The organism is Rhizobium sp. BK112 (assembly GCF_014193215.1).
Taxonomy (GTDB): Bacteria; Pseudomonadota; Alphaproteobacteria; order Rhizobiales; family Rhizobiaceae; genus Rhizobium; species Rhizobium anhuiense.
In genome coordinates, this window is the sequence record NZ_JACHYZ010000003.1 from 346,453 (window position 1) to 361,219 (window position 14,767).

The window sequence follows — 14,767 nt, forward strand, 5'->3', positions numbered from 1 at the left end:
TCTTTCTGAAAACACCTCGCTTTCCCTTGTCATAATTTAGCATGAAATAGAGGCGGTCAGTGAATCCTGACCTAACACCTCCAATGCTGATACCCCGGCATTTCAATTCGGTAATCGCCCTAGCAGCTGATCAACGTCAATATTCATGGCGCTCGCCAAACGACGAATGAAGTCCCTTACCGCAATGCTCGCCACCTTGTTTTCCTCGGCATAAATCGCGACTGCTGTTCTCAACGCAAGTCCATACTCACCGACATCGATATATTCTTGTATTTCAGTGCATTCCGATTCAGATAGCTCTGATTTTGCTGATTCCATTAGGCCCTGAAATAGCAATTCAATTTCCTCAAATCTGCGTGACAACTGCATCTCCTATTTCGGGTTTTGCACGACACCCGGACCTTTTACCGGCCAACCGCTAATGATCTTGCCATCGGACCCTACGATAACCCTGATTTTAACACCCTCGCGCTCGCCTATAACAACCGTTGCGCCATCCCGACCAGGCAATCGATCAGAAGCAGGATCAGTCGCGACGTCTGAAATTTCTCCGAGAATTTTTTCGTCGGACCATCCGCTTGGAAACTCGCTTTTTCCTGGGTTTCCCGTACCAGGACGATGACCTCCGCCTTCCGCATCCCCGTCCAAGACATCCCCGGCGGCGTCAGGATCGAGAAGGTTAGGCTTTTCCTCATTTGCGTTGTTTGAATTGCTCGTCTCATTATAGACAACACTTATACCTCCACGAGACAGCTGCTTTGCCATATCGGCAAGCATTGTGACCGGCATGGCCCCGTCCAGCACCCTTCCAGCAACCAGTTCATAACCACCACTTGCCGTGAGGTTGAGGACCAGTGAAACCTCCTGACCGTTAGGCAAGGTGACAAGAACGCTCCTTTTAAATTGGTCCTGTTGCCCCGTAAGATGGACGATAGTGCCGTCTTTGAGCGTCGTCTTTTGGTCGATCGCTGCACCTGCTGGCCCGGCGGAAACGAGGAGGAACAAGCTGGCGAGAGCTATAGTGGCGGCTGTCGCTGCTGCGCTCGCTTGCGATGCGGCAAGCCGTGTCTCCGTCAGGAACAATCCCAAGCAGTCCAGTGCTCCGCTCGGCGTAATTGTGTACGTCTGGCTTCCGGCAGTGATAAGGCAACTCGCAGGGTTGGCATACGCAGGCGTAATCAGCCAATCGAAGATACTAAAACCCGCATCGCCACTCTGTTGACCGCAGCTCGCTAACTGCGCCAGAACCTTCGGATCATTGCGGTAAGCGGACAGCGCTGCCGCAGAGCTATGGTCACTGGCTGACAATTTGCCATCTGCAGCCAATCGATCAAGGGCGTTGCCAATCGCTTCCGCGACTGTCTGCCCGGCCTTGATTGCCGCCTCGAGACTGTTGGTCGACAGATACACATCGAGATTGACATGTTTGTCCCTGGTGATCTCGTAGGCCTTGTCGGGATCGCGGTTGAGTTCATCAAGCGGACGCGTGGAAGTGCCGTTCTGTTCGAGAGCGGCCTGCTGGTTCTGATCGCGAATGACGATGTCGCCCGGACCGACGGTGGCCCGTACCGTCCGAGAGCATCATCGATGATCCCTCTCAAAGTCCTTTAGCAAGGTCACCCAATGGTTGAGTCACCAAATAATTCAGAAATGCTGTTCGGGACGGTTGGCGCCGACTTGCCAATGTTGTTTTTGATCAACCAAGGACCGGCAACGAGATCGATATTGTCGATGCCGCCTCCATCAAATAAATTCTCCAAGTCTTGACGAAACTCTTCAAATCCGTCTTCGTACAAGGTTTTTCTAAAGTTACCATTTTCCTGGCGGATTGATTTTCCAGGACTAAAATCTCCTTCAGAAATCAGGAAATTAGCCAGCCGGAGTGCGTGGTTAAATCTGTCGGCTTCAGATTTTTCGTATGGGGCATCCTCTCTGTCGAAGCTAACGACACCGATGATGAACCCGAAGAATATTATATCCCTATCTCCTTCATCATAGAGGTAGTCCACGATTGTCTTTGCATATTCTCTGTCCACAGTCTTACTCCGGCTCCACATGGATTTTGTAGGGAGTTCCTTTTCCTGGAAATATGTCTATCGTTTTCCCTCCGGTTTCCGAGGTTTCTCGTAAACCAATTCTCGTTCCATCTGGCAACATTTTCATTGTGCCGTCATAATTCTTGGCGCCTACGTCTTTTGCGCCGACTGTAAGTCTGCTGAATAAAGACGTTAGCTCGGTCTCCGATTTGATGTTGTATGCCTTCCCACTTGTTCCAAATGGCGTCGTGTTCTCCCGGACGATATTTCTTACGAGGGCCGCGTTAAGTCCGGGTCCTATCCCTCCCGTGATCGCTATTGCGATCACGGCGTTGATGTCGAGGCCCGTCTTCTCCAATTTCTGGAACTTTTCGGAAAGCGTCGTCGAGGGGTCGTTCCAAATCGCCCACTGTTCCCCTTGCAACTGCTCTCCGATGAGAGCCGCGTCACGCCTTGCGTCAAGATACGCCTGATAGGCTGTGCCGCCGGAGATTCCGCCGTCAAGCCTATCAATTGCGTCCAGCAGCCAGCTATTTTTGATCTGGCTGTCCGCGTCGATGGGGTGGTCGACACCAAACGCGAAGGCGGCAGCCTTGATAACATTCAGCCGTTCCTCGGTATCGAGGGAGTTGAGATAGGCGTAAATGGCATCCTGGCACGCTTGATAAGTCTTGATACCCAGATGGATAAATTGGCCGTCCGCCTGCCTAATCGTGCAATCCGTGGAGAAACCGTCGGCGTAAGCGGGCGTGAAGAAGAGGTCGAGCAGATTGAAACCCTGCTTCTGACCGCAGCCGACAAATTCACCACCGTTTACCAGCGCATCAACGCCAGCTTTGACATTGGCGACTTCCTCTGGCGTAAGCCGCTTGCCAAGAAGGTATCGATCAATGAATCCGCCCGGGGCGAACGCATTCTGGATGCCTTCTGCAAGCGCGTTGACGCTTCGCGTTGAAAGATAGATTTCCAGATCAATATGCTTGTCGCGTGTGATCTCGTAAGCGTTGTCGGGATCGCGATTGAGGTCAGCGAGCGGCGCGGTGGCTCCGGATTGCTCCAAGGCCGCCTGCTTCTCCTCGTTACGAATGGTGATGGTGCCAGGGCCGACGGTGGCACGTACGGTCTGGCGCGTGTCGTCGAGCTTGTAAGTGCCTTCGAGGGTGTTGTTTGCCGGCGACGCACCGGGCAACTCGTTGCCGGGAATCTCAATGCCGATCTGGGCGCTGAAGCCCTCATAGCCCTTCTGTCCGAGGAAATCGCTGTAGGTCAGCGTATCGGTCGAAAGCGCCAAGTCACCGCTATCAGAGATGATCTTGCCGGCCTGAAGGTCGGTATTGCCACCGACTTCGATATCCATCTTACCAGTGGATAGAAGGCCAGATTGCTCGTTAATCCAGTTCGTTGTGCCGGAACCAAGGCCACCGCCAAACTGGATACCAGAGAGCAAGGTGCCCCCGAGCGTAAAGCCGGCAGAGGCAGAACTGTTCGTGCTGCTGCCAGTATCGGGGCTGGAGATGATACTGAGATCACCATCGACCTCAGCTGTGATCGTATCGCCAGAAACGACAGCGCCCTTAAGTGTCGTATCGTTGCCGGATTTGATCGTGATATCGCCGCTGCCAGTGACATGGCTGTTGACTTGTGTGACCGAAGTGGCATCGGATTTCGACATTCCCGCGCCGGCGCCACCGGTGAGACCTACGCCGACGCCTTGCAGGCCGATACCTGCGTTTAAGCCGAAGCTGGCATTTGCCGATTTACTGTCGCTGGCCGTCTCACTGGTCGCCTGAGCGCTTTCGAGCATGATATCGTGCCCGGCCTTCAACGTGATGTCGCCAGACTTGTCGTCATCGGATGCAACCACGCCGTAGTCATATCCCGCCGTTATCTGCGCGCCGTGCCCCGTCAGATCGCCGGAAGTCGCTTCGATAGTGACCGATCGTCCGGCCCCCACGCTGGTGACAACAGGCGTGGAAGTGGACGAGGAGGCGCTGCTCTTCTCGTAGCTGAAGCCTGCCGTCAGCGATACGGATGCGATGCTGCCGCCGTCCTTGGCGATGCTGGAAAGCTGCTGGAGGGCGTCATAGGCCTTGAGCGAGGCGAAGGCGGCGTTGGCTGCCGTGTAGCCGTCCGAAATGCCGGCGATCTTCTGTGCAGCGCCGGCAATGCTCTGGCCTGCGCTAACCAGCCCTGTCGAAACCGACAGCGTCACCCCGGCGAAGAACTGCTCGTGCACGCTCTCGTAGTTCGACTTGTCTTCCGCGCTCAGCAAATTGACATCACGCTCAGCAATGATCGCTACGTCGCGATCGGCCCAGACGTCAGCGGCCTGCAGGTTGGCGTCACGCCCGGCCTTGATCGTCAAGTCGTTGCCGGCGGACAGCGTGGCCATCGCGTTGGTCTGCGAACCTTGCTTCGTCGTGTCGGAAACCGATGACATGCCGATGCCCACGGAGAAGCCGCTGCTGCTTGAGCCGAAGGAAATGCCGAAGCCGGAGCGTTTTTCCTTTTCCTCGGACGACTCGCTTTCCGCGCCCGGGGTGATGTTGACGTCGCGCGCCGCGTCGAGCGTGATGTTGTCTGTCGCAGAGATCTGCGAGCCGAGGATGTTGATGTCGGTGTCGCGTGACTTGAGTGCGACGTCCGTTCCGGCAGACAGCACCGATGCCACATTGAGCTCGGAGGCCTGTTTGCCGCTGTTCTGCTGGCTGCCATAGATCGAAATGAAACCGCCACCGCCGCCGACGCCGAAGCCGGATTTCTTGCGCTGCTCCTCGAGTTCGTGGGTTTCCTGCGCGCCGATGATCGAAACGCTGTCGGCCATGACGGAAATCGATTTGTCGGCAGTGGCCTTCGAACCCGATATAACAGCCGCGCCGTCGGCGGTCAGATTGATATTGCCCGATGCGCCGAGCTCGGAGGCGACGGTGGTCTCATCGTAGCTCTTGTGGCTGGACGAACCCTTGGACAGGAAGCCACTACGCGAGCCCTTGTCGTCCTTGGCGCTGGTATCCATTCCGGAGGCGATGATCAGGTCACCGCCGGCGCTGATGTTGAGGTCCGCCGGGTCGGTGTCGTCGGCCTTGCCGGCTTCGATCTTCGATGCGGAGATGACCGTGTCCTTGCCGGAGGTGATGTCGACGCCTGCGCCGCCGCTGATCGATGAGCCGATAGCCGTCGTCGTTTCCAGATGGGTGGTGGTCTTCTCACTCGTGCCGAGGAAACCGCCCTTGGTGCTGAGCCTGGTGTCGAGGGTCGCGGTGTCGGTGGCTTCGGCGATCGTCACGTCGCCGTCGGCCTTGAGAGCGAGCTTGCCGTCGGCGGCGAGCTTGCTGCCGACGATGTTGAGGTCGTGATCGCCGCTGCCGTTGCCCGCGGTGACCGAGAGATCGCCGCCGGCTGATATCTCCGAGCCGACATGTGTGATCGACGAGGCGGACTTCTTGCCGAAAGTGGATGCGGACTGCTCCTGCGCGGCGGTGATATCGATGTCGTCGCCGGCACTCAACGCCGCCTTGCCCTCGGCCTTGATGGAGGAGCCGGAGAGCAGGATGTCGTCGCCTGATTTGATCGTCGTATCCGTGCCGGAGGAAAGCTGCGATTGCTGCTGGTCGGTGGAGAGGGTCTTGGTGTAGCCGGATTGGTTGCTGCGGGCGACATCGGTCGACACCACGGCCACAGAGCCGTTGTCGGCAGTCACATCGAGCGTCGTGCCCGCCTTGGCCGAACTGCCGATGACGTTGACGTTGTCGGTTGCCTTGATCGTCAGGCTGCCGCCGCTCGCGATCTGGCTGCCGGTGGCATTCTGCTGGCCTGCATTGTCGACCTTGGCCGCCGCGAGCGTGACATTGTTGCCGGAGAGCTGGGCGGAACCTGTGGCATTGACCTTGACGCCCTTCAGCGCCAGATCGCCGCTGCCGCCGGCGAGCTGCAGATTGCCGCCTGCCGTCACGCCTGCATTGGTGTTGACGAGGTTCTGGCCGCCGATCGTCATTGTCTGGGCGGCAAGCGTGATGCCGTTGGTGGCATTGAGCACCGTGTCGCCGCGCGACAGGAACGTGCCGCTGCCCTGGATGGAGCTGCCGGAGACGGTCAGGCCGCCAGCGGATGCGATCAGGCCGGAATTGTCGAGATTGCCGACATTCATATTGACCGAGCCGCCCGCTATGGCGGCGCCGGCACCGGTCAGCTTCTGCCGGTCGGCGGCAGCGACGTAGACGACGGGCGCGAGCACCTGCACGCCGTCGATGGTCTGCCACTGGTAGAGGACGATCGACGTGGTCAGCGCCGCCGCCTGCTCAGGCGTGAGGCCTTGGCCGACGGCCAGGTGGTGCTTCTTGGCATAGTCGACACCCTCGTCGAGCAGCGTCTTCATCTGCTCGATGGCGTCATTGCCGGCGATGAAGGTGCTTCTGCCGAGCCCTTCGCCGACAAGCTGCCGCAACTGCGTGTCGATCAGCTGGTTCTCGAAATAGGCATCGCCCAGGAACGGAACCGTCGTCTCCGGCACGTAGCCGATTTCTTTCATGAAATAGCCGGAGCCGTAGAATTTGCCGACGTCGAGGAATTCGGCGCGGGTTTCGAACAGGAAGATCTGTCCGCGTATGGTGCCGCCGAAGCCGCCCGATTGCGGCTTGGCGGCGGCCGCAAGAGCTGCGCCGTCGACGCGGATGCGCTCGGCAATATTGCCGAGCCCGGCAAGCAGGCTGCCGCCGTTGGCGGTGACGCCGCCGAGCGCCGAGTTGACGTTGAACATCGCGCCGCCGGCGGTCAGACCGGAGAGCGCCGAGAGCGGATCGCCGGGATTGCTTGATGCCGCCAGGCTGGCGCCGCCGGCCATCGAGCCGGCTGCTGAGGTGTTGTTGACACTGCCGAAATCCACGGAAAGCGCGCCGCCGGCCTTGATGTTGGCCGAGACGCCGCCGATCGCCTGGACGGAGCTGACGATCGTCGAGCCGTTGGCGATGTTCTTCGAGGGATTGGCGTTGCCATTGCCATCATAGGCCGTGCAGGCGCCCTGGGCGTTGCAGGTTGTCGTCGTCGTGCGAAAGAGCGTGACGCCCGTATTGTTGAGTGTCGAGCCCTTCAGCGTTGCGTTGCCGCCGGCCTCGATCGAGCTGTAGGAATTGGTCAGATTCGTGGCGTCGATCGAAAGGTTGCGGCCCGCCCGGATCGTCGCTTCCGGGCTGAGCGTGCCGACCAAGCGGTCCTCATAGACCGACTGACTGAGATTGGACGACCAATCCCAGGTGTAGGTGGTGCTTTCGTCCGAGCCGCTGAAATTCACCTCGTCGACGATGAAATAGCGCGACGGATTGTTGGGATCGACAACGGGATTGCCGTTCGCGTCCCTCGGCACCCGGTCCCTGATCCAGTCGATGATCGGCCCGACCTTCTCGGGTCCGTCGGCCGAGATCCATGTCCATGCATGATAGGTCGTGCCGTCGGCAAGCGTCGCCTTCGACCAGAGCAGCGGTTCATAATCCTGCCACAAGGCCGGATCCACGCCCGCATAGAGCTGGTACATGTTCTGGTCTGCGGTCTCGAGGTAGCCGAACGGCAGGCCGGCGGCGACGGGATTCAGCGTGAAACCGCTGACGACGCCTGACGACACCAGGGTACCGGTGGTCCATTGCGGCGTGGCGGCCCGCTGGTTGGTCAGGTTGCTGGTCAGGATCGACATGTCGTTTCCGGCCTGGATCAGCCCGGAAACATTGGTGACCGCCGCATTTCTCTGCGCTGATGTCGCCCCGGCAATCGTCAGATCGTTGCCTGATATGATGGCGCCCTGATTGTTGGTGAGCACCCCGCTGACGAAGAGGTTGGCGTTGTTGCCGGCATAGGTCAGGCCCGTGGCGCTGTTGGTAAAGTCGCCGGAAATGTTGAATGTGAGATCGTGGCCGGCGGCCAACTGCCCGGTATTGGTCAGCGACGGCAGCGTCAGCGTCAAATCGTGGGCGGCGAGCAGCGCCGTGCCGGCCGTCGTGGTAAGGCCGGCCGCTTTGATGGCGACATCGCCGGAACCGCCGGCACTGGTGACGGCGTTGACCCGGGCACCGCTGATATCGGCCGTGCCGGAGAGATTGAGGGCAAGACCGCCGAGTGTGAGGCTGCTGTTGGCAAGGTTGGCGCTCGCCGCATTGAGCGTCAGCGTACCGCCGGCGGCAATGTTGCTCGCCCGGCCATTGGAGAGATCGATATTGGTCGTGCTGAGCGTCAGGTTGCCGGCAGTGCGGGTGGGATTGCCGTAGCTGATCTGGCCGCCCGACGCCGTGAGCGCAGCGCTGGCGAGGCTCTGGAGCTTGTTATAGGCAATATTCTGGCTGGCGCTGGCCGAAAGAGCGCCGCTGCTCAGCAGGGCGTTGCCGGCGGTGATCGAACCGCTTGTTGCGGCAAGGCTCATGCTGCCGGTCTGCTGGAGCTTCAGCGTGCCGGCGGATGCAGCTGTGGCCGCGAAGTCGAGGCCGGAAACGAGAGTATCGACGGTGATATCCCGCGCCGAGAGGCTGGCGTTGCCGGCGGCAAGCGACTGGCCGGTAAGATCGATCGAGCCGCCGGCAACGATCGTCATGTCCTGATGGGCGACGACGTTGGCGCTGACATCCCCCGCTGCGCTGGCATCGACGCTTCCGGCGGCAAGCAGGTTGCCGGCGCTGATATCGGTGGTCGTCGCCTTGAGCGTGAGATCGCCGGCCTGCCCCAGAGCGATGTCGCCATTGGCCGACTGGGCGGTGGCGGCAAAATCGACGCCGGAGACGATGGCGCCGGCCTGAATGGCGGGACCCGTGACCGAGACGTCGCCGGCGCCAAGGAGCTGGCCGGTGACCGATGTATCGGCGTTGATGGCAACGGCGCCGTGGCCGCTGACATTGTCGGCCTGGAAACGACCGGCATCGATGAGGAGCGCGCCTGCGGCAAGCAGCGTGTCGATATCGACGCTCCCGCTGCTGCCGGCATCAAGCGTCAGGTCGCCGGCCGTGCCGACGGCGATGGCGCCACTCGGCGAGGCGGCGGTGGCGGCAAAGTCCATGCCGGCGACGATCGTGCCCGCTGCAATCGAGCCGCCGCCGATCGATACATCGCCGGCGGCGAGGAGTTGGCCGGAGATATCCGTGTTGCCGGACAGCGTGATCGCGCCATGACTGGTCACGGTCGCCGCACCGATATTGGCGGCGGAAGCCGAGAGATTGCCGGCAGCAAGCAGGGTGCCGGCATCGATGTCGCCGCTCGCGGCAAGCGAGAGATCGCCGCTCTGCGTCAGCACGATATTGCCGCCGGCCGCTTCCGTTCCCGCAAAGTCGATGCCGGCCATGATGGCGTCGGCCGAGATGGCCGAGCCGGTGAGGTCGATGTTGCCGGCACTGAGGATCTGACCGCTGACGTCCGTGGCCGCGTTGATCGCGACCGCGCCATGCGCGATGACGCTCTGGGCCGTCAGCGTCGCTGACGTGACCGACGTATCGCCGGCCGACAGAAGTGCCTCGACATCGACCGCGCCGCTGCTGGCGGCAAGCTGGATGTCGCCGGCGCCTGATAGAACCGTGCTGCCGTTTGCCGCATTGGTCGCAGCGATGTCGAGGCCGGAAACGACCGTATCGGCCGAGATCGAGCGGCCTGACGCCGTGACGTTGCCCTGCGCCAGAATATCGCCGGAGACGCCGATATCGGCGCCGGCGGAAAGCGCGATATTGTTGCTGCTGACGAGCGAGGCAGCCGAGATCGCGCCTGATGTGGCGGTGATGGAGAGCGCGCCGGTGCCCTTGACCGCACCGACAACCTGGATGTCGCCCGACGTAGCGGACAAAGAGAGCGCATTGCCGGCGGTAATGCTGCCGGCGGCAATGCCGGCCGCCGACGACATCAGCACGTTGGCGGCGCTGTTCACCTCGCCGCCGACACTCAACAGCCCGCTGCCGCTTGACAGCACGATGTCGCCATCGGCGGCGACCGTATCCAGCGTGATGCCCTGCCCCGCCTGAACTGCGACCTTGGCTTTAGAGGCCACCTTGGCGGCCGTCACCTTCGCCTTCGAGGAGATCGAAACGCCCTGCTGGCCGGAGACGTTGCCGAGCGAGATCTTGCCGTCGGCCGACAGTGACAGCTCGTTGGTGTTGGCGGCAAGATTGCCGCTCATGCGCACACCGGCACCCTTTTCGGTGACGACGATCTTGATGCGGTCGGCCTGCATGGCGCCGAGTGCTGTGCCGTCGATCGCATATTCCGGCGTTCCGGACGTCGCGGCAAGTGCCGTGGCGTTGCCGGTGGCATAATCGAATTGATTGCGGCCAGCCGTGACGCGAAGATCCTTGCCATAGACAGGACCGTTGACGTGAACCGCCCGAGAAACGATGTCGAAGAGGTCGACGGCGCCAGACCCGGCGGAGAAATTGCCGCCGTTCGGCCCGATGGTGACGTCGCCGCCATTGACGGTAAAGCCGTTGAGCTTGCCATCGGCGCCGATTTGAGGCGCGCCCGTGGTCAGCGTCGCATGCGGCGTGTTGATGAAGCCGCAGCCGTCGCAGGTGATGCCGTTCGGATTGGCGATGACGACATCCGCCCGGCCGCCGAACACCTCGATCGGGCCGTTCAATCCCGAGCGGTTGCCGCTGGTGACCTCGTTGAGGATGACCGATGCGGGACCTGATGTGTTGAGATTGGGATTGCCCGGCGTCAAGCCGCCGAGATTGGAGGTGCCGACCTCGCCCTTGTAGTTGTTGAGGATGAGGCCCGGCGTGCCGACGTTGAAATTGTCGTATTTGTTATGCGACAGGCCGCTCGCATTCGGGGTGACGATGTCGATGAGCGGCACGCCGTTCGGGGCGGTGCCGACGCCCGGCTGGTTGGCGACGGGCGCCGTGGTGCTCGCGGAAACCGATTGGGCATTGGCCAGCATCGGCTGAAAGACCAAGAGTGCGCTGAGCACGACGGCAAGCGAGCGATTGGCAAATCTGCCGAGCCGGCAGCCAAGACCCCTTGCTTCAGAACCAAGACCGGTTTTCTCACGCATCGTTTTGTCTTCCCAAACGCACAACTGGTTTTGTGTCTCGATATCAATCGTTGCTCAGTGCCGCCGTCACCGCGGCGGCACTGAACCTCATCGCAGGCCTATTTCTGGGTGAGCCAGGTCTTCACATTGCGGGTGAAGGAATTGGAGAGCCTTTGGGCGAGCGCGTCCTCTCCCTGGGACTGCGCAGCATTAATGGCCATCGCAATGACGATGCCGATTTCGCCACCGCCCTTTACGCCCTTATCGTCGCCGCGAATGCTTTGGGCTTCGGCGATCAGCTGGCCGGTCTTGGCATCTTCCAGCCGCACCGTTCCCTGGATGTAGCTATCGCTTCCGGCGATGACGCGTCCCGCCTTGCTCGACACGTCGACCGTATGCAGTGTCACAACCAGCCGACCTTTGACCGGTCCGCCGGGAAGACCAGTCAGGTCGCGCGCCATGGTGCTCTGCAATGTCCGCACCACGGCGGGCAGCTGCGGGTCCGGCTTCGTGCGATTGAAGAAGCCGCCCATCGTGACGTCGGGAGCGGTCTCGACCCGGATCTGCGAAACCGAGGTCTGCTTGAGAGCCGAGACCAGCCGCGGGTCGGTGGTGACGCAGGACGCAAGCGTCGCTGCCAGAAGGAGAAGGGTTAGAAAACGCACGATACGCATACAGAAGCTCCAGAATTCGCTTATAAATTCAATCAGATATTTGTTGGTCACCAGCGCATCGACGTGCTCGCGTAGAACAGGCCGTCGGCACCGTTGTCGATGCTGCCGGTCACCAGGTGTGAATAGCCGATGTCGAGATTGAGGGTGCCGCCGACAGCGCGGATGCCGGCCGTCCAGCTGGCGAGATCGCCGCCTGATATATCGAGGCGCTGTTGCGCGTAGATGTGGCCGTAATCGAAGCCGAGATAGGGGCGCAGCTCGCCGAATGCCTTCGCAGCCGCGCCGCCACCCTGGTTGGACCCCGTTCTCCAGACGATCTCGTTGTGGCTGAACATGCCGTTATTGCCGAAGAGCACGCTTTCGCGCGTGCCGCGGACATTGCTGTAGCTGCCGAGCGAGATCTGCTCGGCGCCGAGAAGATTGTCGGGGGAATATTGACCGCTGACCAGCGAGGTCAGTTCGAACTGCCGGCCGGCGGCCTGGAATGGCTGCGTTACGCTGACCGTCGCGTTGAATTTGGAAAAGCGTGGGTCTGCATTTCCGGCACCCGGATCTCCGGGGTCCACGGCATCGAAGAGACCGAGCCCCTTGTCATAACTGACGTCGAATACCCAGATGCCGCCGAACATGCGGCGGGAGTGGGAAATGCCGATATCGCCGACCGTATAGCGGCGGCTGCCGACTTCGATCAGATTGCCGAGCAGAAAGTTGTTGGTCTGCTTGTAGGTCAGGCTGCTGCGGACCGTCGTGATCGAATCCTTGTCGCGGAAGACGACGCGATCGAGGCCGAGTCCCGCCTGCCCTGAATTGCCCGAGGTTTCGAGCGATGAGAAATTTCCTTCGACCGTGCTTTCATACTGGTACCAGGAGCCGTTCAGCGAAACCGTCGAATAGCCGTAGGGGACGCTGACATTGCCGGAATAGCTGTTGCCATATCCGTTTCCGTCGTTGCTCCACGGATAGTCCGGACCGCTATGCTCGTAGGAGAACGACCACTGATCGTTGATATCAAGCAGATCGTCGAAGCCGAGCGATGCCGAACTCCTGGAAAAACCGGTGCTTTCCTGCCCCATATTGTTGTTGCCCAAGGAGACATGCCAGGGGCGGCCTGGGCGGTTTTCGATGTTCAGGATGGAGGTTCCGTCCTTCGGGCCGGGCAGCATGGCCGACTTGGCGTCGTTGGCTTGCAGCCGGTTCATCTGGTCGAGGCCCTGCTCGATATCGCGGATATTGACGACCCGGCCGATCAGGCCGGGAAAGGCTGTCGCCAGCGACGCGTTGCCGGCCACTTTCTGGCCATTGAGATAGATGTCGGAAAGCGTGCCTTCGACGACGAGCAGCCGGAGGACCCTGGTCTTGGCGATATCCTGCTGCGGCACGTAGGCACGCGAGGTCACATATCCATGATCGATATAGAGGTGCGTCACATCCCTGAGAACGGCATTGATCTCTGCCAGGCCGACGCATCGGTTGCCGTAAGGCGCCGTCACCTTGCCGATCTCCTGCGCCGATAGCAGATTTGCCCCATCGATCTCGACGCGAGTGATGTCGAAACAGGCAGCATTTGCCTGGCTGGCCGGCAAAGAGCCGTCTTCCGTATCCGCATCGCCGCCCGGTGTTGCGCGGCGCAGGGCATCCAGCCGCTGCGTCTGCGACTGTTGCTCCTGGCGCCGGTTGAAATCATCGGCAGGCGACTGCGCGTAAGCGGGTGCGACACCCATCACGAGGACGGCGCCAGCGACCAGGGAGTATCGAATTTCAGTGGTCATTTTGAAATTCGGCTACTTCGCGGCAATGGATTGAAGTTCGTCGAGGGCCGGTTGCAGCCCTTTCAGCGAGAAACGGATATTGACGTCCTGGCCGTTCATCAGCCGCACCAACCCTTCGGCGGTCGAGCCCTTCTTGAGCGCCGTCGCCGTCTTCGTATCCAGCGCCAGCTGCGCCCAGCATCCGGCCTGGTTGCAATTGCGGTAGTCAAGTTTCGCAACGGGCTTGCCGTCGGCCTTGATCGACAGGCCCGAGGGCAGGAAGACGTTGAGCGGCAGCAGAGCGGTCAGCGTCAGCCCCGGCTTGCCTTTCTCGCCCTTGCCCTTCTCGCCCCCGCCCTTCTCGCCCTTGCCTTGGGACCCGGCCGGCGCAGCTGCGATCGCCAGCGTCAGGACATTGACGTTCTCGCCATCTTTGGCGACTTGCGCGATCTGGGCGACTTCGCAGGCCTCGGTGCCTTCAGAACCCGAGCAGCGATAATACCAGTCGTCGAATTTCTGGGATTTTATCGGCGGCGCCTGCACCTGCCCCGCTCCCTGATCGGCAGGAACAGCAGATTGCGAAAAAGAAGGATTCGCCCAAGCGATGAATATCAGAACGGAGGCGACTGTCTGGAGGCCCCACTTCATATCGGCTTTCAAAAATTTTCTCATTGAAAATACAACTTCAGGAAGATTTTATTGGCGTGTAAAGTCATATCGCTACAATCCATCGTTTGGTCAACCTAAGCGTGTCAGCACGGTAAAGTTTCCGTTAGATATTTACTTCGCGTTCTGGGAGTTTGATTCCACGCCCTGGGAGAGGCTTACCGCAACGAAATCGCCACCAAATCTCGACAGCCGGAATAAAACTGAATGGCGAGGCGATGAGACGACACGCAACTTACGCGAAGCTGTTCTCGTGCTCGGCTACATTGAAAAATTCCATCGATGAACGGATAGGATGAATAACTTCGCGCTATTCCAAATGCAGAAAAGTCTTGGGAAGATGAACTTCATTCTTTCAAAGAAAAGACTGCTTTCCCGCATCAGCACCCTCACCAATGCTGGCAGCCAACCCCTCACAAAGACGAAGATGTATTTTAGAAATTGATTGCACCCACGGTTGCTGCGGTTATTCCTTTTGAAAAAGGAGAGGATAGCCGCATGGCGAAAAGGCAAGGACTCGGCCAACCCGGAAGAGAACCGGCAGACGACTTTCGGGAAAACCTGGTCAAGACCCGAATCGGCGGCGATCTCTCGTCCTTCATGAAAGGCGATCCCGACCCATAAATCATCCATAGCCATCGCGCGCCGCGTCGGTCG

At 60.2% G+C, this 14,767-nt stretch carries 8 protein-coding genes; all 8 read right to left on the minus strand.

What is annotated here, in order from left to right:
* Nucleotides 1-102: 102 nt before the first annotated feature.
* On the minus strand, nt 103-363 hold the full coding sequence (locus FHT75_RS11095) for a MafI family immunity protein (RefSeq protein ID WP_179867819.1): 261 nt from the start codon (nt 361-363) through the stop codon (nt 103-105).
* A 9-nt stretch (nt 364-372) separates the two neighbouring features.
* Nucleotides 373-1,410: an EndoU domain-containing protein gene (locus FHT75_RS35650; RefSeq protein WP_210202130.1), complete on the minus strand. Its 1,038-nt coding sequence runs from the start codon at nt 1,408-1,410 to the stop codon at nt 373-375.
* A gap of 206 nt (nt 1,411-1,616) precedes the next feature.
* A complete protein-coding gene (locus FHT75_RS11105) occupies nt 1,617-2,036 on the minus strand; it encodes a hypothetical protein (RefSeq protein WP_143541060.1) in 420 nt (139 codons plus the stop codon).
* A gap of 4 nt (nt 2,037-2,040) precedes the next feature.
* Entirely contained in the window at nt 2,041-11,043 is a 9,003-nt protein-coding gene (locus FHT75_RS11110; protein ID WP_245450187.1) for a hemagglutinin repeat-containing protein, read from the minus strand.
* A gap of 98 nt (nt 11,044-11,141) precedes the next feature.
* Nucleotides 11,142-11,696, minus strand: a complete 555-nt coding sequence (locus tag FHT75_RS11115) for a hypothetical protein (RefSeq protein WP_097630788.1) — start codon at nt 11,694-11,696, stop codon at nt 11,142-11,144.
* Nucleotides 11,697-11,743: 47 nt separating this feature from the next.
* Nucleotides 11,744-13,465, minus strand: a complete 1,722-nt coding sequence (locus tag FHT75_RS11120; RefSeq protein ID WP_097622752.1) for a ShlB/FhaC/HecB family hemolysin secretion/activation protein — start codon at nt 13,463-13,465, stop codon at nt 11,744-11,746.
* 12 nt (nt 13,466-13,477) lie between these two features.
* A complete protein-coding gene (locus FHT75_RS11125; RefSeq protein ID WP_097622751.1) occupies nt 13,478-14,116 on the minus strand; it encodes an invasion associated locus B family protein in 639 nt (212 codons plus the stop codon).
* A 255-nt stretch (nt 14,117-14,371) separates the two neighbouring features.
* Nucleotides 14,372-14,749 carry a hypothetical protein gene (locus FHT75_RS11130; protein WP_179869505.1) on the minus strand — a complete coding sequence of 126 codons (378 nt, stop codon included), beginning with the start codon at nt 14,747-14,749 and terminating at the stop codon, nt 14,372-14,374.
* Nucleotides 14,750-14,767: the final 18 nt, after the last annotated feature.